This window comes from Collinsella aerofaciens, from assembly GCF_027679495.1.
GTDB classification, from domain to species: domain Bacteria; phylum Actinomycetota; class Coriobacteriia; order Coriobacteriales; family Coriobacteriaceae; genus Collinsella; species Collinsella aerofaciens_AK.
In genome coordinates this window covers 145,679-168,401 of record NZ_JAQEKC010000001.1, presented here as the reverse complement: position 1 = coordinate 168,401, position 22,723 = coordinate 145,679, and the positions used below count along the sequence as shown (strand labels likewise).

Genomic DNA, 22,723 nt, shown 5'->3' with positions numbered 1-22,723 from the left:
AAGGATGACTCATGACCAACCCCATGCAGTTCCCCGACGGCTTTGTGTTTGGCGGCGCCACCGCCGCTTACCAGGTTGAGGGTGAGACCCGCACGCACGGCAAGGGCAAAGTGCCCTGGGACGATTTCCTGGCTGCTCAGGGTCGCTTCTCCCCCGACCCCGCAAGCGACTTCTACAACAAATATCCGGTCGATATCGACTTGTGCCAGCGCTTCGGCATTAACGGCATTCGCGTCTCCATCGCTTGGAGCCGCATCTTCCCCAGTGGCACCGGCGAGATTAACCCCGAGGGCGTCGCTTTCTATCACGAGCTTTTCGCCACCTGCAACAATGCCGGCGTTATCCCCTATGTCACGCTCGATCACTTCGATACGCCCGAGGCCTTCTACCAGGACGACGGCGAGGGCTTCCTGACGCGCACGACGATCGACGCCTTTGTCGAGTACGCCAAGTTCTGCTTTGCCGAGTTCACCGAGATCAAGCACTGGTTCACGTTTAACGAGATTCCCGCAACCGCCGAGGGCAGCTTTATCGTCGGCAACTGGCCGCACGGCGAGAAGTACCGCCTGGACAAGGCCTTCCAGCTCATGCACAACATGATGGTGGCCCACGCCAGGGCTGTCGTCGCCTTCCATGAGGGCGGCTTTGAGGGCGAGATCGGCATTGTCCAGAACCTGGAGCCCAAGTATCCTCTCGACCCCAACAGCGCTGCCGACTGCGAGGCCGCCCGCATGGCCGACGTCATCAACAACCGCTGGGTACTCGACGCCACCTTCCGCGGCCACTATGCAGCCGACACCATGGAGGCTGCGACCAAGCTGACCCATATCGCCGGCGGCGAGCTCGACGTTCGCGACGAGGACATCGCCGCGTTGACCGCCGCGCTCCCCTACAACGATTGCCTGGGCGTCAACACCTACAAGTGCCAGTTTCTGCGTGCCGCCGAGGGCGAAAACGACATCAACCACAATGGCACCGGCGACAAGGGCTCCTCGCGCTGGTTCCTCAAGGGCGTGGGCGAGGCATGCGTGCGCGAAGGCGTACCCACCACCGATTGGGACTGGATCATCTATCCCGAGGGCCTCTACGACCTGCTGCTTCGCATTAAGAACGATTACCCCAACTACAAGAAGATCTACATCACCGAGAACGGCATGGGCTATAAGGACGACTTCGAGGACGGCTTTATCGATGACGCCCCTCGTATCGACTATATGCGTCAGCATCTCGCGTGGATCCTCAAGGCAATCGACGGCGGCGTGAACGTCGACGGCTACTTTGTGTGGTCGCTGCAGGACCAGTTCTCCTGGACCAACGGCTATAACAAGCGTTACGGCCTGTTCTACATCGACTTTGAGACCCAGAAGCGCTATCCCAAGGCGAGCGCGTACTGGTACAAGAACGTCGCGGAGACCGGCCTGCTCATGGCCTAACTTTTGCCACATACCCCCTGTCGGCCGCATACGAATCCCCCACGGGCTCGCATGCGGCCTTTTTGTTTTTGGTGAGCCCGAGCGGATCATTCGTCTCGATCTGTAACATCTAGCAGGGGTTTTCGGTCCTTACTGTTACAGATTGAGATGAACGGGCCCGCCCGGGCCGAAAGATCTAAATCTGTAACACTAAATCCGGTATTGGCCGCCTACCTGTTACAGATCGAGACGAACGCGCAGGCCAATCCATTCAATCTCAATCTGTAACATCTAGACGACCATTTCACCCCTATCCGTTACAGATTTAGACAAACGGAATCGGCCAGGCAGAAAATCTCGATCTGTAACATCTAGATGAGCTTTTCTCCCCTAACTGTTACAGATCGAGACAATCGGATGGTGGAATCCAAACTATCCAATCAGCTATGGAGCACAGCCTCAAGTTTTCGGTATCACGAACGGGCTTTCGGTATCATTTGGTGCTGATATGACACCGAAAGCCCGTTCGGCTATGCGAGAGAATCCGGTGTGCCAGCTCAGCCAAATCACAGGCCCGCAAACTTCGTTTGCCCGCAGAACGTCACTGCGTCCACGTTTGCGTGTCATTTCACGTCACTTTGACACGCAAATTTTTTCGTGTCATATTTTTGACATGCAAAATGACGTGTAAAATTTTACGTGTCATTTCTCACGTCAAATTGAAGCGAAACGGAGCAACACGATGCAAGAATCCAAAGATCTTGAATTCAAGGAATGCGTCACCAATTCGTTCCTTAAAACCGTCTCCGCTTATGCAAATGGCACGGGAGGACGCGTGCTATTTGGAATTAACGACGACGGAGAAGCCGTTGGCCTCGATGACCTCAAGCAGACCTGTCTGGATATCGAAAACAAGATTAACGATTCGATCATCCCCCAGCCCGATTACTCCCTAAAAATCAACGAGTCCGATGCAACCGTAGAGCTTACGGTCTTTCCCGGCAGATCGAAGCCTTACCTATACCGCTCGAAGGCATACAAGCGCAATGACACCGCGACCATACCAGTTGACACCCTAGGGCTTTCGCGTCTTGTACTCGAGGGTCAAAACCTCTCCTTTGAACAGCTCCCGGCAAGCAAGCAAGATCTATCTTTCACCGTTTTAGAGAATCGCCTAAAAGCAAAGCTCTCACTTCAGTCATTCACAACCGATACTCTCAAAACCCTCGGCCTGCTCGATGAGACCGGAACCTACAACAACGCGGCAGAACTGCTCGCGGACGAGAACGATTTCCCAGGTATCGACATGGCGGTGTTTGGCGACACCATCAATCTCATTAAGCAGCGCAAAACTCTCGAACATGCATCGGTTTTAACGGAGATTGACGGCGCTCTTGAACTATTTGAAACTCAGTACTGTTACGAAGAGATCAAGGGAATGGAGCGGGTCCGCAAGGAGCTCATTCCGCTCGAAGCATTCCGCGAGGCCATTACCAATGCAATCGTTCACAGGACTTGGGATGTACCCGCGCACATTCGCATCTCGATGTTCGACGACCGCGTGGAAGTCGCCTCGCCCGGCGGCTTGCCAGCAAGCATGACTGTCGATGAATACCTGTCCGACATGCTATCCGTTAGACGCAATCGTATTCTTGCCGAAGTCTTTTTGCGCCTGGGTCTTATCGAAGCCTTTGGAACGGGCATCATGCGAATTCGCGACACCTATAAGGACAGCGTCAGAAAGCCCCGGTTTCAAGTTTCGGATAACGCCATTGTGGTCACACTTCCCCTGCTCATGGATAACCCGGGGCTCAAAGGCGACGAACTTATCGTATTCGAACTGTTGAGTAGCGCACATCCTCAATCGACAGGTGAGCTTGCAGCCAAAGTTAGCTTCAGCCGCTCGAAGCTCAATCGCATCCTCAAAAAACTCGTTGAGACAGGCCTGGCGACAGTTGAAGGCACCGGCAGGGGACAGAAGTATCGCCTGCTGCGCTAGCTAGCAAATGACCTGCGTGTGTTCCTCGATGGCGGCGCGGTCCTCGACCGAGATACTCGGCTCGCACACCACTGCGTCCAAATTGTCCAGGCGGCAGAAGGTGTAGAAGTCGCGCTTGCCGATCTTGCTGGAGTCGGCAATCAGATAGCGCGAGTCGGCCTTGCTAAAGGCGAGCTGCTGGATGCGGCCCTCGTCCATGTTGGACGTGGACACGTCGCCGTCCAGAATGCCGTTGGCACCGATAAACGCCGTGTCAATCCCTAGTGCGCGCAGGGCATCCTCGGCCGTTGGTCCCACAAAAGCGGCGGTGCGGCGGCGGTACATGCCGCCCACCAGGCACAGCTCGCAGCCCTCGCGCGCCTCGAGCAGGCTAAAGGCCGAAAGCGAATTGGTCACATAGATGGAAGGCAGTTTGTCGGTGACTCGGAGAGCGCCAATGCGATCTCACGACGGTTGCGCTCATTGTCTCAATTAGATACTCAACGAAATACGGCCCCGCAGCTCAATAAGCTGCGGGGCCGTACTATACACCGACGAATCAACGACGGAGTGAATCCACTATTTGGCCAGCTCCTGAACGATCCAGTCAATTGCACCTTCGGGATCGTTGGTAAGGTCGATATACTCCTTGCCCCTTGTGGTGAGCAGTTTAATTCCAAGGCGATCGGTATCGGCCTTCATAGCGTCATAGTACATGCGTGCCTGGGGTGCCAGAACAATCACGTTGTACTGATCCATCGTCTCATAGTGGCTTCCGTACGCACCGGACTGAGAAACCAGATCGATACCCTTAGCAGCGGCACCTTCGCGAAGAGCATTTGCCAAGAGAGTCGAAGTGCCGGCACCCTGGCAAAGCACAAGCACGCGGATCTGCTCCGCCTTGTCCTTTACCGCCTCGAGAGCTTTTGCGACATTTTCCTGTGCGGCAATAGCATCTGCATCCGAGGTTCCTGCAGTCTCCTTTGCAGACTCTTCCAAACAAAGCTGATGGTCATACGCCTTGCAGAACGGATAGTAAATCACAAAGTCAACGACCAACAGCACTGCCATCAATACGAGAGAACGCAGATCGAGACCCGTGGTGAGGAATGCACCGATTGGGCCGGGAAGCGCCCACGGCATGGTATACATGGGGGCGTTCATTCCAATGACGTCAATGAAAAATTTACCGATAATGGCGTTGACCATAGGAGCCACTAGGAAGGGCACGAACATATAGGGATTGAGAACAATCGGCATACCGAAGATAACGGGCTCGTTAACTCCAAAAATCACCGGGATAATCGATGCCTTGCCCATGGCTTTAAGCTGCTTGGAGCGCATAAACATGATCAGGATAATAGGAACGATGAACGTGCAGCCAGAACCGCCCAGACCGCCGATGAAGCTTGTAAAGTCCTGCGTGAGAGCAATTGACGGGTGTCCACCTGCTTGGAAAACCTCAAGATTGGTAACGGTATTGCCGTAGAGCGCAGCATTGATCGGACTCATGACAACCGAAGCACCGTGGATACCCATAAATTGGAAAAGTGCGACCGCGCCTTCGATAAGCGCCATGCCAGGATAGGTGTCAACCGCGGAGAACAGCGGCGAGATGAGAGCGGATACCAAATTGGCGAACGGCACAGCAAGCAGCTTGCGGCTCGCAAGATCGATAAAAGCGCACGCAAGGATCGAAAACCCAAATGCAAAGATATCGCGAAAACTCTGCGCAATAGAGCCAGGGACCTCTTTGGGGAGCTTGATCGTCACATTATGGCTAATGCACACCTTATAGATATTAACGGTCAAGAATGCGGCTACGAACGCAGCGAGAAAACCCTTGGTTCCCATATAGCCGGTTTCAAAAACAGATGTATCTGCTCCGCCAATCGAGACAACATCGTTCGTCACCGATAGCAAGAGCATGCCGCACATGGCACAAACCATGCACGAGGTGGGGTTGAGAGATTTACCCGAAGGCATGCGACGGTTCATCGACATGGCAAGTGAGCTCGCCGTGGTGCCGGCCACCATAATGCCAAGAAGTCCCATGGTATATGCATAGATTTTATTGAAGAAATCCAGCACCTCAGACGGAAGCGTGATGCCTACATAGGCAGGGAGCGTCGAAAGAAGAAGGAACAGGCTCGAGAACAGCACAATTGGCATATTCGAGAGAAAGCCATCCTTGATCGCCACCAGATAAATGTTCCTCGAGATTTTGTCGAAGAGGGGCTGGTGTTTTTCAAGGAATTTGACGATAGCGTCCATAACACATCCTTTCATGATTCCCGGGCACACAACGATTTATCCGGACTCAACCGTCGTCGTCCCCGTTTGTATCCACTTATGTAAGTGAATACGTTCTTGTGCGAAATGTAATATCATTTGCGCGATTTGTCATAACCAATTCTTTTTCCGCTTTGTCGATATGTCAAGAATTCAAATACTTATTCGGTGAACGGTAGTTGATTAATTTAAGGTTTTCCCAGCTAAAGGCTATTTTTCCGAGCAATACAATAAGCTTGCAACCGTTCACCGATTGGATATAACATATTGAATATATTGTTGTAACAATATTAGAGACAATGTCACAAGCCTGTCGTTCTAGTCAAAGGAAGTAACAATGCCCAAACGATTACTGAACATGGCCGCATCCGATTTTGCCGCCACGTCACCCATGGATCTAAAACAGGCAATTCTGGCTTCCGAGGGACGTACCATCATGGCGGAAAACGTACCCTCTTCCCAATTTCTCGGCGGCGTTACTAATGCAGAAATCGAACGTGCTGCAGGTGCCGACCTGCTTCTGTTTAACGCGCTCGATGTGTTCGATCCAGTTATTGCCGGTATTCCAGATGATCTCAATGAAAACCCGGTCACTTGGGTGAAGCGAGCATGCGGAAGGCCCATTGGCGTCAATCTGGAGCCAGTTGATAACGAGGCAGAGATGTCTGAATCCCGAACGGAAATCCCCATGGGTCGTCGCGTCTCTCCCAAGACCTTAGAAAAGGCTAACGAACTCGGATTTGATTTTATCTGCCTGACGGGCAACCCTGGAACCGGCGTCTCCAACGATGCAATCGCCCATTCGATTAAACTCTCCAAAGAGCATTTCAATGGCCTGGTCATAGCCGGAAAAATGCATGGAGCGGGCGTTGCGGAACCTGTCATGACGCTCGAAATTGCGCGCAAGTTTGTTGACCTCGGCGTCGATATCCTTCTCGTGCCCGCCCCCTACACCGTCCCTTGCTTCCAAGAAGCAGACCTGCGCGCCATCGTAGACTTTGTACGATCCCACAACGTAGGCAAGTCAATTGAAGATAAGGTTCTCGTCATGGCGGCGAACGGGACGAGTCAAGACTCCTGCGACAGCGAGACCATTAAGAAAATAGGCCTTGCAGCAAAAGCAGCCGGCGCTGACCTCCAACATATCGGGGACTCCATGAACGGTATTTGCCTGCCCCAGAATATCTTCACGCTCGGACAAGCCCTTCGTGGATACAGGCATCAGATCGTCATGCTGAGCCGCTCTGTGATACGTTAAGGTTACCTTGCCCACGTTACATCCCGACTGAGGCAACCATCAGGTATAACCAACATGCAAACTGAGGCTCTAATGCTCGATACACACGAAAAACGGCCACTCTATTTACAGCTCACCGACGCGCTGCTCAAGCAGATCGTCGATGAATATCAAGCAGACGATAAACTTCCGACAGAAATGGAACTCTGCGACGAATACGCCGTAAGCAGAACAACCGTCCGACTTGCCATGAGTGAGCTGGAGCGTCGTGGAAGTATCTATCGAATCCAAGGTAAGGGATCGTTTGTTGCACCGAAACGCGTTAGCGAGCTCAATTCACTTTTAGACTTTGACTTTGCAAGCCATTGCGATGGCGTTGATCCGGATGCCATCACCAAACATTTCGGCGGCCTCACATCAGGTCGTCCAATTTCCGTAATGATGCTCCAACAATTTGGATGTCAAAGTCGCGATGAAATTCAGCGTCTTGAATTGACCTACGAACTTGAAGGCAGCTTCATAGGCGCTGATACGTTCTTCATTTCAAAGTCGCGCGTTCCGAATAACCAGTTAGATTTTCAGGCATTTAGCAGAATCATGGACGACTTGTCCAAGTCTATCCAATCTGTTAGGGAAAGCTATAGAGCACGTCAGCTTAGCGATTCCGAAGCCAGTAATTATGGTGTTGCAAAACTTCCGGTCATCGAACTGACTCATTATGCTTACGACTCCGGAGGCAAACTGATCTCAATTGTCTGCCGCACCGTCTTAACTGGGCGAATCCCTTATCAAAACTTTATTTTCAAGTCCTAATGTTCTTTTTCTTTTGTCTCGATCTGTAACACGTAGCCGAGTTTTTAAGTCCCAACCGTTACAGATCGAGACAAACAAGGTAGGCCCCGCCGAATTGTCTCAATCTGTAACATCTGGTTGGTAGTTTCACCCCTACCTGTTACAGGTTGAGACGATTTGATAGTGGAGTCCTTATTTGCGCGTCATATCGCGTAGCGCTGACGCGCTGGTTTCCACAATGACAGGAGGTAAAAGTCCTCCCGCATCACCCGTTGGCAATCCCGTAGCGATAACTAGCAAATAACCTGCGTGTGTTCCTCGATGGCGGCACGATCCTCGGCGGCGATGCCCGGCTCGCACACCACGGCGTCCAAATTGTCCAGGCGGCAGAAGGTGTAGAAGTCGCGCTTGCCGATCTTGCTGGAGTCGGCGATCAGATAGCGCGAGTCGGCCTTGCTAAAGGCGAGCTGCTGGATGCGGCCCTCTTCCATATTGGATGTAGACACGTCGCCGTCCAGAATGCCGTTGGCACCGATAAACGCCGCGTCGATGCCCAGCGCACGCAGGGTATCCTCGGCCGTTGGTCCCACAAAAGCGGCGGTGCGGCGACGGTACATGCCGCCCACCAGGCACAGGTCGCAGTCTTCGCGCGCCTCGAGCAGGTTAAACACCGAAAGCGAATTGGTCACAATGCGCAGGCGAAACGCCGGCAGCATCGAGGCCATCTGCTCAACCGTGGTGCCCGTGCCCAAAAAGATGGTCGAGCCTTCCTCGATAAGCTCCACAGAACGGCGCGCAATCTGCAACTTTTCCTCGGCATGCTTCGTGCGCTTTTCGCTGTGCGAATACTCATGGCGCAGCATAGCGTGGGGACGGCCCTGTGCACTGCGGGCGCCGCCGTGCACGCGCTCGATCTCGCCCAGGCTCGCCAGCTCCTCAAGGTCACGACGAATCGTCATATCCGAGACGCCCAGTGCATCCGAAATCTCCTTGACCGAGACCGTGCCCTGCTCTTCGAGCAGCTGACGAACCCTATCCTGTCGCTCTGCCTTAATCACGATGAATCCTCGCCGTTCTTTGCGCGCATGTCATTCAAACAGTAACGAACAAATTGTATCAGACTCGTACGCGTCAAAAATGAACGCTCGCACAGCTCCAATCATCACTTTTTTGAGAAAAATACCCCCTGCTTTAGTGGGATGTAGTGATAATCTCGCCTGTTCGCGCTACAGTTTGTCCGAAATACCTCGATGTTAGGAACCAAATGATCACTTCCGAGCTATTCGGCACCGCGCCGTGCGGTACCCCCGTTCATCGTTACACCCTCAACGGGCCCGAGATCTGCGTTCGCATTATGGACTATGGCGCCACCGTGTTGGGCATCGACGTGCCCGACATCCCCGGCAACGTGCGCGATGTGGTGCTGGGCTTCGATAAGCTCGAGGATTACTTTGACAACCCCGCTTGCTTTGGCGCGACCATCGGCCCCGTGGCCAACCGCACCGCGGGCGCCACGATCACCATCGACGGCACGGACTGGCATATGCCCGCCAACGAGGGCGTCAACAACCTGCACAGCGATCTTGAGCATGGTCTGCACAAGCGCGTATGGGATGTTGAACTCGACGAGGCCCACAATGCCGTGCGCATGACCACCTCGCTTAAGGATGGCGAGCTTGGCCTGCCCGGCAACCGAACCTTTACGGCCGTGTTTACCGTTACACGCACCGGCGTCTTTCGCATCGAGTATGGCTGCGAGAGCGACCGCGCCACCTACGTGTCCATGACCAACCACACGTACTTTAACCTTGCCGGCCATAACGCCGGCAAGGACTGCGAGCACTTCTTTGTTGCCAACGCTGCCAACTACCTGCCCATCAACGAGCAGAACATCCCCACCGGCGAGATCGCTCCGGTTGAGGGCACGCCGTTTGATTTCCGTGAGCTGCGCCCCGTCGCGCCCGGCATGGAAGCCGACGACCCGCAGATTAAGCAGGCACGCGGCTACGACCACTGCCTGTGCATCGATGGCTATCAGTACAGCCGCAACCTGCGTCGCGCCCTGCATGTCGAGGAGATGTGGACCGGCCGCGAGCTGGATTACTACACCACCGCACCGGGCGTTCAGCTCTACACCGGTAACTGGCTGGGCGACGAGCACGCCAAGGACGATGCCAACTATGGTTGGGGCGCCGGCTTTGCCCTCGAGGCAGAGATGTACCCCGACACGCCGCACCAGCCGCTGTTCCCGCAGGGCATTGTGGGCCCGGGTCACCCCTACAGCAATGTGATCGAATACCACTTTATGAGGCACTAAGCCCACAACGCAACATATCGCACAGCAGCGCCCGCCGGCACCACTGCCGACGGGCGTTTTGCTGCCTAGTCATTGGGGACGTTCTTAAATGACTAGCTGGATGGGGTCAGGATTGGAGCTGGGGAGATAGCGGATTTCTAGTTCTATGCCGAGCTTTTGCAGCTCTTTGAGGGCGGCGATGTCCGCATCGTCTATGGCGACCGCGGGCGTTACAGAGCGTTTGCCTTCCCCTGCCTGCATATGACCAATGCTGATCTTGGTGATCGGCACACCGCCCTTAACCAGCGCGAGCGCATCGGAGGGTGAGGCCACCATGATCAGAATCAATTGGCGAGGCGTTGCGGTATGAATGACGTCGATGGTCCTTTGCACCGAGAAAAACCGCGTCCAAACGCCTTCTGGCGCCGCCACCCTCATGGGTGCCCATTGGCGCGAATCTGCCGCGATCTCATCGTTGACGATTAGGACAAGGTTGGAACCCACGGCTTCGTTCCACAGCTCAACGTCTTGTCCGTAAATGAAACGGTCGTCGATGCGTGCGAGAAGAATCTTGGGTTGAGTCATCGCTGCCCCATTCTGTTTGAGACCCGTAAGAGCAAGACATCGCGTCTCCAATATTAGTGCATTTAAAGTGAGAAAAGCCGTCAGAACACTTGCGCGGATTTGCGATGTCCCGTATCATAGACAGCCGTTGACGCCTCAGTTGCGCCATCACATGGCCGCCAGCGTAGCTCAGTTGGTAGAGCACCGCTCTCGTAAAGCGGGGGTCACCGGTTCGAGCCCGGTCGCTGGCTCCATTGCACAAGATAGCCGCCTTCGGGCGGCTTTTTTGTTGCTGATTTCGGGCGCGCTTCCGCCAATCCAAGCACAACGCCGCCGGAAACTCTCCTACTCAACAAAAGCCCCGCCAACCGCAATCCCCAAAGGAACCGCGTTCAGCGGGGCCCAAGCGAGCTCCCCCAAGGGATAACGCTCGCAACACGAACAGCTCAGCCGAGCAGCGCGCTACTCCTCCCAGTAAGCATCTGCAAGCAGCTTAAAGCAAATCTTCTTGACCGGCTGCGCGCCATCGCCCTGGAACTCGAGCGTGGGCATGTGAGGCTCGCCGGCAACAAACAGCGCAAACTTGTCGTCAGCAAGATCGCCGGCGATCGAGGCGTCGGAATCGACCAGATCGTAGTCGTCCTTCTCGTCAAACTCCTGAACCAGCGTCAGGCTGCCCGTGGCAACCTTAAAGGCCTCGCGACCCTCGACGTCGATCTGCAGGTCGTGATAGCGCTGATGCGTCTCATAGTGAGCCTCGGCTTCGGGACGCGTCGTGGGAGCCATGACGTTCGCAAAGACCTTGTCGCCCAGAATCGGATGGCTGCCGACCTCGAGCTTCGCCGGATCGTTCTCCTCGAGCCAGTCGATCAGCACGTCGAGGCCCTTGAGCATTCCACGGTACTCCTCGATATCGCCCAATGCACCGTAAATCATCTAAATCCCCTCTCGGATCGTTTCTTTGGCGGCTACTCGGCAAACGCATTACCGACGCTGTTGCCACCCACATGCGTCTCGACCAGGGTAAGGTCGGGATTGAACACGACAGTGTCGGCGTCGCGCCCCGGCATAATGCTACTGCACTTGTCGTCGACATGAGCTGGCAACCGATGCCGGGGCCGCAGCACAAGCTCCTACAGCTCGGTCACGACAACGCCGTTGTAAACCTCGTCCCAACGATCCATAACCAAGTGGCCAGTCATGGGATCCATGGCATTGAGCTTGCCGCAGGTGTTGGCGGTACGCAGCACCGTCTCGTCGTCGGCTCCGGCAGCAATCGCATGTGCGAAGCCGGCAATGGTCGAATCGCCAGAGCCCGTAGCGTTAACGGCGGGGATATCGGGGGTCTTGGCGCGGAACGCACGGCCGTTATGGAAACCAACGGAGCCGGCAGCGCCCATGGATACGACGACCCAGGGGATATCGGAGAAGCGGGCGTCAGAAGCGAGCGCGGCGCGGAGCTCGTCCACATCGTCGGTGGTAAAGCTCGTGCCCAGAAGGCCGTTGATCTCGGTCAGGTTAGGCTTGACCAGCTCGGGCTTAACCTCGGACTTGAGCGCAGCCTCGAGCGAGGCACCCGAGGTATCGAGCAGCACCTTGGCTCCGGCGTTCTCGGCAATGCCCGTGATCTTGGCGTAGTAGTCCGCCTCGACGCCGCGGGGCAGCGAACCCGAGATGGTGACGACGTCGGCCTTACCTGCAAGCTCGGTAAACTTGGCGGTAAAGGCATCGAGCTCCTCGGGGGCAATTGTCGGGCCGCTCTCGAGCAGCTCGGTCTGGTTGCCGGCGTGGAGAATGTTGAGGCAAATTCGAGTCTCGCCCTTGATGGGCACAAAGTCGTTGTTAATACCGTTGGCGTCCATGAGCTCAGCCATGTAGGCGCCCATGTGGCCGCCGAGCAGACCTGTTGCCACAACGTCGTCGCCCAGCTGACCCAGCACACGGGCCACGTTGAGGCCCTTGCCGCCAGCGGTCTTTTCGGGCGTCACACGGTTAACGTCGTCGATAATGAGCTCATCGAGCTGATAGCGCGTATCGACAGACGGGTTCATCGTAACGGTGAGGATCATTTTTAGCTCCTTATCTCGCAGGCTCCTTGTGCCTCGCGATACGAGTCGACAAAACGGAATTACAGAATCTCAATCGTGAACGAGCGAACGACGGTCTCCTTGGGCTTGGCGACAAGGCAGCCGCGCTTATGCTCAAGCACGTCGTCCTCATCGGAGCAGGTCGAAAGGCCGCCCCAGGGCTCAACCGCCACAAAATCGCCCTCGGGCTTGCTCCACACAATGAGATATGGGAAGCCCTCAAAGCTCAGGCGGACGCCCTTGTCCTCGCCCTTTTTGGAAAGCGTGACCTGACGGCTCTCGAGCACGTCAAAGATGGTCTCCGCAAAATCGAAGAGCTCATGCGACAGAGGCAGTGTCTTTCCCACCATGGGGTTCTTGGAGCGGTTGGCAACGTCAATCAAGCCAGTCGAAGGGACAGCGGTGCAGAGCTCCGCAGCCTCGTCCTTCTCAAAGCGCAACTCGTAGTCCGTATAGGCCTCGCCCTCATCGAGCGGACACCTAAAGCCGGGATGACCGCCGATAAAGAACGGCATGTCCTCGGTTCCCTCGTTGGTCACCTCATAGGAGACGCGCACAGCAGCGTCCTCGAGCGTATAACGAGCGACAAGCTTAAACGGATACGGATAATCGCTCAGCAGCGCGGCGTTATTCTCCGAAGCCAGGCACATCACCAGCTCGTTTTCGCCTTGGCTCAGCAGCTTCCACTCCTGTTTGCGCGCAAACCCATGGCGGGCGAGCTTCACATGATGTCCGGCAAACGTCATGGCGCTGTTATCGCGCAAGCCTCCGCAAATCGGAAAGCAGACCGGCGCCTGACCGGACCACACTGCGGGATCGCCCTGCCACAAGTACTCGCGACCTCCGGCCTCAATCGAGGTAAACGAACCACCGGCCGTGGACACCTTAATAGAAATCGAATCGTTGGAGAGAGCGTATTCCATTGTCCATCCTTTCGAACAACTGCTTTTTGCTCGCAAGAACCCGTCTCGGCCCTGACCAAAGGACAAACCCGCACGTTCATCGATGCGTCCGGTTTCCCAGGCATGCAACGGGGTACCATACAGACATTGATGCAATTACAGCTGAAAGGCCTTCTTATGCGAACCATCATCCTTTATGCCTCACGCCACCACGGCAATACGAAAAAGCTCGTGGACGCCATCGTTGAGGCACACCCCGAAATCGATACCCTCGACGTGAAGTCACTCGGTAAAAACGAGTACCCCGACCTGCACGAATACCATCTGATCGGCGTCGCCACGGGCATTTATTACTCCGAGATCGACAAAGATATGGCGCGCGTGCTCACGAACGTGCTGCAGCCGCAGGACAAGGTGTTTGGCCTTATGACCTACGGTGGCAAAAACAAGTGGTACGGCAAGGATATCGATGGCATCTGCCGCATGAGGCAGGCCATCTTTATGGGTGTCTACGGCTGCCCCGGCTTTGATACGTGGGGGCCGTTCAAACTCACCGGCGGCGTCCAGAAGGGACACCCGACCGCTGAGGAAATTAAGGGCGCCGTCGACTTCTTCGACAAGATCGAAGACGAGTATGGCGACATCATCGTCGAAGAGTACGCCAAGCGCGAGAAGCGTCTAGCATACGAAAAGGAGCATCCCGCGGGGGGTCTTGTGGCCGGCGTCAAGCGCACGGCAAAGAAGATCGTTAACAAGCTGTAACTGTTAAGGTGCTTTTGAGCGTTTAACCCATACGGCGGGTCCGAGCAGATTCGGGCCCGCCGTCTTTTTCTATCGTTAATCGGTAAAGGCGTTGCCGACGCTCTGGCCGCCAACATACGTCTCGACGAGGGTGAGCTCATGGTCGAACACGACAAAGTCGGCGTCGCGACCTGGCATGATGCTGCCGCACTTATCCTCGATGTGCGCAGAGCGAGCCGGCACCTCGGTTGCCATGCGAATGGCGATATCAGCGCTGGCGATGCCCCAATCGACAATGTTCTTGACGCCCTGGGCAAGCGTGAGCACCGAGCCGGCAATGCTTTTGCCGTCGGCGAGCCAGCACAGGTTGTCCTTCATGATGACGTCCATGCCACCACTGGTGTAGCTGCCCTCGGGCATGCCGCCGCAGCCCAGGCAGTCGGTGATGAGCACCGTGTGCTGCCAGCCCTTTGCCTGCAGCAGTGCCTTGATGGCGGCAGGGTTTACGTGCTTGCCGTCACAGATGATCTCGGCGTAGGTCTCGGGCGTGGACATGGCAGCGCCCACGACACCGGGCTCACGGTGATGCAGACCGCGCTGGCCGTTATAGGTATGCGTAAAGCAGCTGGCACCGGCATTGATAGCGGCGATGCATTCATCGTAGGTGGCGTCGGAGTGACCGATGCTGGTCACCACGCCCTTGGCGTTCAGAGCAGCCGCATAAGCAGCGGCACCGTCGCGCTCGGCGGCCATGGCGCTCTTAACGATGCGACCGCCCGCAGCCTCCTGCCACTGGTCGAAAACCTCCTCGGAGGGGTCAATCAGGTAAGCGGGGTTCTGCGCGCCCACGTGCTTCATGGTAAAGAAGGGGCCCTCCAGGTAGATGCCCTGAATGCGGGCACCGCAGAAGTCGGGGCCGCGGCCCTCGTCCGCCTTGGCGATAGCAGCGCAGGCGTCCTTGATCTGTTCGATGCCATCGGTGAACGTCGTGGGCAGCCAGCTGGTGGTACCGCGACGGGCGAGCTCGGTTGAGCTGATATCGATGCCCTCGGGATCGTTATCGGTAGTTGAATGGTTGTAGAAGCCATGGATGTGAGTATCGACCATACCCGGTGCGATCCACGATCCCGTGTAGTCCTTGATCTCGCAAGAGGGCTTGTCGGCCTGCCAGGCGCCAAAAACGCCATCCTCGACCATAAGATAGCCGCCCAGTTGCGGGCCTGCCGGCAAGAAGAACTTGTCAGCCTTAATTGCGTACGTGCTCATATGCACTCCTCGCTTCTAAAGCAGTTGACTGTGGTAATGCTTATACCCAGCTCACGTAAAACAAAAAGCGCCCGCCCGCCGTTATGAGCGGACGGGCGCCCTTACAGGGGGACGCGATTAAGCGGTGAAGGGGTGAATCGTCACGCCCTTAACCACGCGGTTGACCGTGCCGGTGGGGCTCGGCGTATCGGGCGTGTTGCCCACGCGGACGGTGTTGAGCAGGCTGATAGCCTGGGCAAACATCACGAACGGCAGGGCAAGGTAGCCCTCGGGAAGCGCTTCGTAGCCCTTAAAGGTGAAGGACTCACCCTCATAGACGGTAGCACCTTCCTGCTGAACGGCGACGGTGTGCTGAGCGATCTCGTCGCCGCCGATCTCGTTGAGGATGTCGATATCGTACTGACGGGTGTAGGCGTCGTTGTTGACGAACACGAAGACGAGCGTCTTATCGTCGACGAAGGACTTAGGTCCGTGACGATAGCCCATGGAGGTGTCGTAGGAAGTAGCGACCAGACCGTGAGCGAGCTCGAGGATCTTGAGCTGGCTCTCCTGAGCAAGGCCACCGAAGGAGCCAGAACCCAAGTAGGTCACGCGGTTGAAATCGCCAGCCAGGTAATCGGCGATCTCGGGCTCACGGGAGATGACCTCCTCGCCCATCTTGGCAATCGTCTCGACCCACTCGGCCTTCTGCTCGTCAGAGGCAGTGTCGAAAATAAGGGTGGAGAGCAGGGTCATGCAGGAATAAGAACCGGTCATGGCGAAGCCCTTGTCGTTGGCGCGCGGAATGAGCAGCGTCAGCGCATTGGGATCATCGGCAGACTCGACGGCAAGCTTGCCCTCGGGAGCGCAGGTGATGTTGAGGAACTTGACGTTGTGGACGAGCTCCTTGGCAACGGCAACGGCGGCAAGGCTCTCGGGGCTGTTGCCAGAGCGGGCAAAGGAAACCACGAGCGTGGGATCCTCGGCGCGCAGGAAGTCGCGCGGGGCGCTCACGATGTCGGTCGTGGCGATGGGCTTAAAGTCGTAGAGATCAGTGTTGCCAGCGTGACGCAGGTACGGGGCGCAGGTATCGCCAACGTAGTCGGACGTACCGGCACCGGTGAAGACAACGGACAGACGACCCTCGCCCATAGCGCGAGCCTCGGCCAGGAAGGCCTCGATGGCCTCCTTGTTCTCGCGATAGATGCTGAGCGTATCACGCCAAAGCTCGGGCTGCTGAGCAATCTCGGCCGTGGTGATCTGGGCGCCGAGCTCGGTGAGCTCCTCGACACTCTTCTCGAACATTTCTAATACCTCTCTCTAGAAGTAATCCTCTGACGTGCAATTATACACTTCGGTTGGTTATCTGGTAGTAACCAGTTAAATGCAAAGAATCACCATATGGAAACGATGCGAGCACTAGTTACTGCGCTGGTGGTAAACCTTGTATTTAAACTGATCGGCACGAGCAACCGAGAGTGTGTACTCCACTACCTCGTTTGACTCGTTATACGTAGTCCTGACCAAATCGAGCACAGGCGAGCCCTCGACAATTCCCAAAAGGTGGGCATCGGTGGGACGGGCTATGCTCGCATAGAACTCCTCTTCGGCCACGCGAATCTTTTGCTGAAAGTCCTGCTCAATCACATCGTAAAGCGGCTTACGCTCCAGCAGCGGTCGCTTTAGGGACAGAAATTGACGAACCGGTAGATAGCTGCGTTCGACCATCATGGGCATGTTGTCGGCAGAGCGAAGGCGCTTGAGCTTAAAAATGCGATCACCGATGCGCAATCCCATATGCTCGGCCAGATTCTTATCGGCCTCCATCTCGCAAAACTCGAGAATCGTGGTCTCGGGTTCTCGACCCATCGCGCGCATCTGCTCGGTAAAGCTGTAGGACTGCATAAGATTGGTTGCTTTTGCCGAACGGTCGGTCACAAAGGTACCGCGACCGTGCTGCCGAACCACCAGTCCTAAACGCTCCAGTTCCTGCAGAGCCAGGCGTACCGTAGTGCGCGAGAGACCATAGCGCTCCGAAAGTTCGCGCTCGGAAGGAATCATGTCACCGGCGCGATATTCATGGTCAATCTTTTCGGTCAGAATATCGACCAGCTGATCGTACAGCGGTTGCTTACGCGCTCCGATCGCCATCCTATCCTCCCTTTTGCTCGATTTCGGCTAACTACCTAGGGTGTTATGCATTATCTGTCTGCCACACCCGAATCATTAAGAAAACAAAAGCCGCGCGCTCTTTCGAGCACGCGGCTTTTAACATACACATGGCTTAAGGGGTCGGGGTGTGAGCCGCGTAGGGACACACCCCTCAAGCTAGAGCCTTACCAGATGCTCGGCCAGAGACCAAGCGGGCCAGCGCCCAGGATGCCAAGGACGAAGAGCAGGAGAATGCCCTTGGTCGGGGTCCAGCTGTGCTTAGCGAACATGTAGTAAAGCAGCAGCGTAAGCATAAGCGGGACGAGCTTCGGGACGATGGTGTTGAGGGTGTCGGCAACAGAGAAGTTGACCGGATCCTCGGTAACGGTGCCGTAGGTCACGGACTCCATGCCGTTACCCAGATCGGTGACGCCGCACTCGACAGCGTTGCCGTCGGCATCGGAAGCGGTAAGGGCGTTGCCGTCCTTATCGGTCATGGCGATGGTACCGGCCTCAGCGGTCTCGGTATCGATGCCCTCCATACCGGTGAAGTTCTCGGCCTCCTTCTCGGAGACGATCACGGTAGTAGCGGAGAGACCACGGGTGGTGCCGTTGGGGATCTGGAGGTTGATCTGGGTGCCACCCATGGTGACGACCAGGCAACCGACGACGAAGACGCCCATGATGGAAGCGGCACGCGTGAAGGCCTGCATGTTGGCGGTCAGAGCGTCAATAGCGCTGGTGCCAAGCTTGTAGGACCAGTTCATGAGCCAGAAGCGCAGAGCGAACTGGACGACGTTGAAGATCACCAGGAAGATGATCGGTGCAGCGGCGTTGCCGTTGATGGCCATGTTGGAGGTGATGCCGGCCGTGATAGGCACGAGCGTCAGCCAGAACAGGGCGTCACCGATACCACCGAGCGGGCCCATTGCGGCGACGCGGACGGCGCGGATCGTGGGGATGTCAACCTTGTTCTGCTCGAGCGAAAGCACGATGCCCATAACAAAGGTGACAAGGAACGGGTGGGTGTTGAAGAACTCCAGGTTGTGGCTCATGGAAGCCGCGAGGTCGTTCTTGTTGGTGTGGATCTTCTCCAGACCGGGGATGATGGAGTAGAGCCAGCCAGCGGCCTGCATGCGCTCGTAGTTGAACGATGCCTGCAGGAAGCAGGAGCGCCAAGCCATCTTGTTGAGGGTCTTCTGGTCGAGCTGCGGAGCAGGAGTGAGATCCTCGTAGTGCTCCGGGATCACATACTCATTAGATGCCATCTTCGAAGTCACCTCCGTCAGAAACAGCTGCACCCTTCAGCTCGGTCTGCTGCTGGAAGTCCCAGAAAGCGATGCCGAAGCCGATGAGAGCGAGGATGAGCAGAGCAGGGGTTGCCAGCGAATCGTTGGCAACGGTGATGAGCGCGAGGCCAAAGCCCATGAGGAAGAAGCCCCACATATCGCGGTTCATCATAACCTTGAGCAGGACGGCGAAGCCGACGAAGCGCATCATGCCGCCTGCAGCGGACAGACCGGTCTGCAGCCAAGTCGGGATGGCGGAAGCGATGGTCTGACCAATGGTAGCGCCAGCGATGAAGAACAGGGTGACGACGACAGCGAAGATCAGGCCGAGCAGAGCCATGGCGAAGTAGTTCAGGCGCTCGATGCCCTTGGTGTCCGCGTTGTGAGCCATGTTATCGGCCGTGGACATAAGCGGGGACATAAGCGTGAAGACCAGGGTAACGCCGAGCTGGCCAAGCAGAGCGAACGGAATGGCGAGACCGACTGCCGCGTTGGGCTCGAGGCCCGTGGCGATAGCGAGAATGGCTGCCATGATGCCGCCGATGACGGCGTTAGGCGGCTGAGCGCCTCCGATCGGCATGTTGCCGATCGTCATGAGCTGATAGGTACCACCCACGAGAAGACCGGTGTTGAGGTCGCCAAGGATAAGACCGATGACGGCGCCGGTGACGATGGGCTGATAGAGAGACTCGAGGAAGTCAAACTGGTCGATTGCCGCGATGAACGTGACGACGAAGACCAGAGCGATCTGGATGATCGAGTATTCCATCTTGCTCCTCCTTTCAAAATGTATGTACGCACTTTGGATTTCACGTACAGAACGTCAGGGTTTCACTCCTGACAACGTGGATCACGAGGATTACGAGAAGAGCTTGCTCGTGTCCTCAACAGGCGTGCTCGGAACGCGCCTGATCTCCAACTCCACCCCCAATTCCTGCAGCTCTTTAAACGCAGCGACATCCTCGTCGTTAACTGCGACGGAGGTGGCGACTTGGCGCTTTCCTTCCGACATGTGCATGTTGCCGATGTTTACCTTCTTTATAGGCACACCGCCCTTGACGAGCGTAAGCACGTCTTCCGGTGTTTCGGCCACGATGAAGATCTTCTGGCGCGGGCTCGCCTTGCCAATGACGTCGATGGTCTTCTGCAGAGAGAAGAAACGCGTAGCGACGCCGGCGGGAGCGGCCATCTTCATGAGGTTCTGGCGCATGGTGTTGGACGCCACGTCGTCGTTGGCGACGAGGATGAGGTTGGAGCCCAGGGTGGAGTTCCACTGGGTGGCAACCTGACCATGAACCAGTCGGTTATCGATGCGGGTAAGAAGAATGTTGGGTTCTGCCATGTTGATCAGCTTCCTTTCGTTATTTGCTGACGACAGTTACTTGATCTCCTGAATCGCGTAACGCGAAACATCTACGACGGCTCCGGATCGGACTTTGATCTGGACCTTCTCGCCTTCGATGCCTTTGACGGTTCCGTAGATACCGCCGGCGAAAAGAACCTCTTGACCCGGCTTGAGCTCGGTGTGCAGCTCCTTGAAGTACTTCTGCTTCTTCTTCATGTTGATTTGCGACCAGATGGTGTAAATCAAGCCCATGATGACAAGCAGGCCTAAAAGGGCGACCGAGGAGCTCAGGACGTTGGCTCCGAAATCGGCCATTAGATGCCGTCCTCGTCGCCGAAGATATCCTCTTCGTCGGAGCCGGCAACGGATGCGACCGTCTGGGCGGTGATGCCCGTCTGGCCAACGGTCACGGCCTGCTCGCCAAGCTCGGCGAGCGTGGCGTTGCCGCGGAGGAACAGAAGCTCAATAACCATGGGAAGGTTGGTGCCGGTCAGAACCTCGACGTTGTCGACATCCTGGGCAATCATCATCGCCTGGTTGAACGGGGTGCCACCAAGCAGGTCGGTAAAGACGAGCACGCCATCGCACTCCTCGCGCATGGCGGTAATAGCGGCGCGGAGATCCTCACCGTAGGAAGCAGCCTGGTCGCCCTCAAAAGGAACGACGGTAAAAGCGGGCTGGTCGCCAGCAACCATAGCGATAGCGCTTGCGAGGCCGGGTGCGAACTGTCCATGACCGGTAAGAATAAAGCCAACCATTCAAATTTCCCTTCCGAAGGTGTGTACGATCTGAGTCCGATGATTTTCGGAAGCCAGCGGGCGCTCGCCCTTAAAGCTTCTTAGAAAGCGTACTTTGAAGACCAGTGGTTTCTAAACTGGTAGTAACCACGTGACGTGTTGTTGTCACTATATCACCCCAGAAGAGGTCGCTTTCGTTGATTCATACGGTAAAACGTTTTTGCACCGCTCACGGTGATAAATCGACCGTTTACCGGTCGTTAACACTTCTACCTGCGGTTTTGAAACCGTTCCGAAATGCTTTGGCAAAAGATCGGATCTTTTCCTGTGTCTAAACAACGCAGGGCGGCTAAAAATAGCGTGTAGAAAAATTGCAGGTCATTGTGAAGATATGTGAATTGGTCTTTTTGACTTAATACCAGTTAGAACCAGTTTTGAGATTATCGGTGAACGGTAGTTTTCGACCGTTCACCGGTTACTTGCAATCGTTTGCAGTCGTTTTCCCAGATGAATTAGGGAAACACAATGGAGCGCTTGCGCGATCAAGGGAAGTTTTGACATTTGTCCTCATCCCCCGCGCGCCAAACTCCGACACCCAAAATGAGCCATAGCTCTCGCTATTCGTCTCACAAACATTACTTACTCTAATCTGTAATTGTTTATCGTTTATCATTAAATATGATATAAGATACAAGTATCATCCAAGACATTGGTTGGAGGAGCTATGATCCGCTGGAACGTATCCAAATCGAATGAAGCCATCGACCGTGAACAGGCAATAGCCGATCTGAGGAAGCTCACTCGCATCTGCAAATGGGCCACAATCTGCACCACCGTGGCGCTCGCTCTGGGACTTCTCGCAGTCATTGCGATTGACCTTCTACTCGTATTGCCTAGCCTCTCCCAAGGGTCGTGTCTCCAATCCGTAGAACTTCAAGGCGGCGAAGGGCCGTGCCTGGCTATCGTCGGTACCGATGCGCAGACCCCACTTATGCTCGTCGCACACGATGGTCACACTGCCATAGGGAGCCTCTTGATGACATGCCTCGCGCTTACCATCGCGCTAAGCGTGCGCAGGCTTTTCTTAAACATTGAAAAGGAAGGCAGGCCCTTTGACCTTGAATGTAACCAGACACTTCGTCGAGTAGGACATTTATTCCTTATCGGCGGCGTTGCCGTGAGGCTTCTTGGTGCCGTAATCACGGGAATGATACTCTTAGGATTTGGCGGCAGCTTTACGGATGCGTTCGCCGGCCAGTTATTCGAGCCCTCCATGCTCTTTGCGGGCCTGATTATTTGCCTGATTGCCAGCATCTTCCGCTACGGGTATATCCTGCAAAAACAAGATGACGAGTTGCTCTAGGGGGAATCCATGATTATTCTGCGGCTTGACCGCATGCTCGCCGAACGCAAGATCTCATCCAAAGAGCTTGCGGGACGCGTGGGCATCTCCCAGGTCAATATGTCACGCATTAAGACGGGCAAGGTTTCTGCCATACGTTTTTCAACTCTTGACGCGATATGCCGGGCACTCGACTGCCAACCGGGCGATGTACTGGAATATATGCCTGACGATGAAGCCGATAACCTTTTTGGACTTAAAGATTGATAGGCATAATTTAGCCACCAGCGCCTAAACGCAAATAGCCCGCTAG

23 protein-coding genes and 1 tRNA gene are annotated in these 22,723 nt (G+C 55.7%); 9 read left to right on the top strand and 15 right to left on the bottom strand.

The features are described from left to right. Positions 1-11: 11 nt before the first annotated feature. Complete coding sequence (gene lacG / locus PGW49_RS00860; RefSeq protein WP_270225030.1) at positions 12-1,433, top strand: 6-phospho-beta-galactosidase; 1,422 nt, start codon at positions 12-14, stop codon at positions 1,431-1,433. Positions 1,434-2,154: 721 nt separating this feature from the next. Beyond that, positions 2,155-3,411, top strand: coding sequence for an ATP-binding protein (locus PGW49_RS00855; RefSeq protein ID WP_195232837.1), 1,257 nt, complete (start codon positions 2,155-2,157; stop codon positions 3,409-3,411). Here PGW49_RS00855 and PGW49_RS00850 read toward each other — a convergent pair whose 3' ends face one another. Both PGW49_RS00850 and PGW49_RS00845 read right to left on the bottom strand, forming a co-directional pair. After that, on the bottom strand, positions 3,412-3,807 hold the full coding sequence (locus PGW49_RS00850) for a DeoR/GlpR family DNA-binding transcription regulator (protein ID WP_270225026.1): 396 nt from the start codon (positions 3,805-3,807) through the stop codon (positions 3,412-3,414). It abuts the gene before it with no gap. Between the two features lie 162 nt (positions 3,808-3,969). Then, on the bottom strand, positions 3,970-5,664 hold the full coding sequence (locus PGW49_RS00845; RefSeq protein ID WP_195520962.1) for a PTS lactose transporter subunit IIBC: 1,695 nt from the start codon (positions 5,662-5,664) through the stop codon (positions 3,970-3,972). Positions 5,665-6,019: 355 nt separating this feature from the next. On the opposite strand from PGW49_RS00845, the gene PGW49_RS00840 reads away from it, so the two are divergent. Continuing rightward, positions 6,020-6,940: a DUF7916 family protein gene (locus PGW49_RS00840; RefSeq protein ID WP_270225022.1), complete on the top strand. Its 921-nt coding sequence runs from the start codon at positions 6,020-6,022 to the stop codon at positions 6,938-6,940. 54 nt (positions 6,941-6,994) lie between these two features. Continuing rightward, positions 6,995-7,732 (top strand): GntR family transcriptional regulator, encoded by a 738-nt coding sequence (locus PGW49_RS00835; RefSeq protein ID WP_055310562.1) that lies wholly within the window; start codon positions 6,995-6,997, stop codon positions 7,730-7,732. Positions 7,733-8,004: 272 nt separating this feature from the next. On the opposite strand, the gene PGW49_RS00830 is transcribed toward PGW49_RS00835, so the two are convergent. Next, the gene (locus PGW49_RS00830) at positions 8,005-8,769 is read right to left on the bottom strand and encodes a DeoR/GlpR family DNA-binding transcription regulator (protein WP_270225019.1); all 765 of its coding nucleotides are present in this window, start codon (positions 8,767-8,769) and stop codon (positions 8,005-8,007) included. Between the two features lie 206 nt (positions 8,770-8,975). Here PGW49_RS00830 and PGW49_RS00825 point away from each other — a divergent pair, with 206 nt between their 5' ends. Further along, on the top strand, positions 8,976-10,028 hold the full coding sequence (locus PGW49_RS00825) for an aldose epimerase family protein (protein WP_270225017.1): 1,053 nt from the start codon (positions 8,976-8,978) through the stop codon (positions 10,026-10,028). A gap of 84 nt (positions 10,029-10,112) precedes the next feature. Here the strand turns inward: PGW49_RS00825 and PGW49_RS00820 are convergent, their stop codons facing one another. Beyond that, entirely contained in the window at positions 10,113-10,592 is a 480-nt protein-coding gene (locus PGW49_RS00820; protein WP_270225016.1) for a PTS sugar transporter subunit IIB, read from the bottom strand. Positions 10,593-10,749: 157 nt separating this feature from the next. Between PGW49_RS00820 and PGW49_RS00815 the strand changes: the two genes are divergently transcribed. Next, positions 10,750-10,825 (top strand) — tRNA-Thr (locus PGW49_RS00815). Between the two features lie 208 nt (positions 10,826-11,033). Here PGW49_RS00815 and PGW49_RS00810 read toward each other — a convergent pair. From PGW49_RS00810 to PGW49_RS00800, 3 genes are all read right to left on the bottom strand, one after another. Next, complete coding sequence (locus PGW49_RS00810; RefSeq protein ID WP_117772916.1) at positions 11,034-11,507, bottom strand: NanQ anomerase/TabA/YiaL family protein; 474 nt, start codon at positions 11,505-11,507, stop codon at positions 11,034-11,036. 197 nt (positions 11,508-11,704) lie between these two features. After that, the gene (locus PGW49_RS00805) at positions 11,705-12,640 is read right to left on the bottom strand and encodes a hexose kinase (RefSeq protein ID WP_118334259.1); all 936 of its coding nucleotides are present in this window, start codon (positions 12,638-12,640) and stop codon (positions 11,705-11,707) included. 59 nt (positions 12,641-12,699) lie between these two features. Further along, the gene (locus PGW49_RS00800; protein ID WP_270225014.1) at positions 12,700-13,581 is read right to left on the bottom strand and encodes an aldose 1-epimerase family protein; all 882 of its coding nucleotides are present in this window, start codon (positions 13,579-13,581) and stop codon (positions 12,700-12,702) included. A 156-nt stretch (positions 13,582-13,737) separates the two neighbouring features. Between PGW49_RS00800 and PGW49_RS00795 the strand changes: the two genes are divergently transcribed. Further along, positions 13,738-14,322: a flavodoxin domain-containing protein gene (locus tag PGW49_RS00795; protein WP_240128869.1), complete on the top strand. Its 585-nt coding sequence runs from the start codon at positions 13,738-13,740 to the stop codon at positions 14,320-14,322. Between the two features lie 75 nt (positions 14,323-14,397). Here PGW49_RS00795 and nagA read toward each other — a convergent pair whose 3' ends face one another. From nagA to PGW49_RS00755, 8 genes are all read right to left on the bottom strand, one after another. After that, positions 14,398-15,567 carry an N-acetylglucosamine-6-phosphate deacetylase gene (gene nagA, locus PGW49_RS00790; protein ID WP_270225012.1) on the bottom strand — a complete coding sequence of 390 codons (1,170 nt, stop codon included), beginning with the start codon at positions 15,565-15,567 and terminating at the stop codon, positions 14,398-14,400. Positions 15,568-15,684: 117 nt separating this feature from the next. Further along, complete coding sequence (locus tag PGW49_RS00785) at positions 15,685-16,851, bottom strand: AgaS family sugar isomerase (RefSeq protein ID WP_270225011.1); 1,167 nt, start codon at positions 16,849-16,851, stop codon at positions 15,685-15,687. 114 nt (positions 16,852-16,965) lie between these two features. Further along, positions 16,966-17,697 carry a GntR family transcriptional regulator gene (locus PGW49_RS00780; protein ID WP_022094608.1) on the bottom strand — a complete coding sequence of 244 codons (732 nt, stop codon included), beginning with the start codon at positions 17,695-17,697 and terminating at the stop codon, positions 16,966-16,968. Positions 17,698-17,882: 185 nt separating this feature from the next. After that, positions 17,883-18,965 (bottom strand): PTS system mannose/fructose/sorbose family transporter subunit IID, encoded by a 1,083-nt coding sequence (locus tag PGW49_RS00775; protein WP_055251210.1) that lies wholly within the window; start codon positions 18,963-18,965, stop codon positions 17,883-17,885. Further along, entirely contained in the window at positions 18,955-19,755 is an 801-nt protein-coding gene (locus PGW49_RS00770) for a PTS mannose/fructose/sorbose/N-acetylgalactosamine transporter subunit IIC (protein ID WP_022094610.1), read from the bottom strand. The genes PGW49_RS00775 and PGW49_RS00770 overlap by 11 nt, the downstream gene beginning before the upstream one ends. Before the next feature lie 90 nt (positions 19,756-19,845). Further along, on the bottom strand, positions 19,846-20,328 hold the full coding sequence (gene agaV / locus PGW49_RS00765) for a PTS N-acetylgalactosamine transporter subunit IIB (RefSeq protein WP_022094611.1): 483 nt from the start codon (positions 20,326-20,328) through the stop codon (positions 19,846-19,848). 36 nt (positions 20,329-20,364) lie between these two features. Beyond that, on the bottom strand, positions 20,365-20,646 hold the full coding sequence (yajC, locus tag PGW49_RS00760; RefSeq protein WP_022094612.1) for a preprotein translocase subunit YajC: 282 nt from the start codon (positions 20,644-20,646) through the stop codon (positions 20,365-20,367). After that, complete coding sequence (locus PGW49_RS00755; RefSeq protein WP_022094613.1) at positions 20,646-21,089, bottom strand: PTS sugar transporter subunit IIA; 444 nt, start codon at positions 21,087-21,089, stop codon at positions 20,646-20,648. The genes yajC and PGW49_RS00755 overlap by 1 nt, the downstream gene beginning before the upstream one ends. Before the next feature lie 703 nt (positions 21,090-21,792). On the opposite strand from PGW49_RS00755, the gene PGW49_RS00750 reads away from it, so the two are divergent. Next, positions 21,793-22,431: a DUF2975 domain-containing protein gene (locus PGW49_RS00750; protein ID WP_270225007.1), complete on the top strand. Its 639-nt coding sequence runs from the start codon at positions 21,793-21,795 to the stop codon at positions 22,429-22,431. Between the two features lie 9 nt (positions 22,432-22,440). After that, positions 22,441-22,677, top strand: a complete 237-nt coding sequence (locus tag PGW49_RS00745; RefSeq protein WP_215674969.1) for a helix-turn-helix domain-containing protein — start codon at positions 22,441-22,443, stop codon at positions 22,675-22,677. Positions 22,678-22,723: the final 46 nt, after the last annotated feature.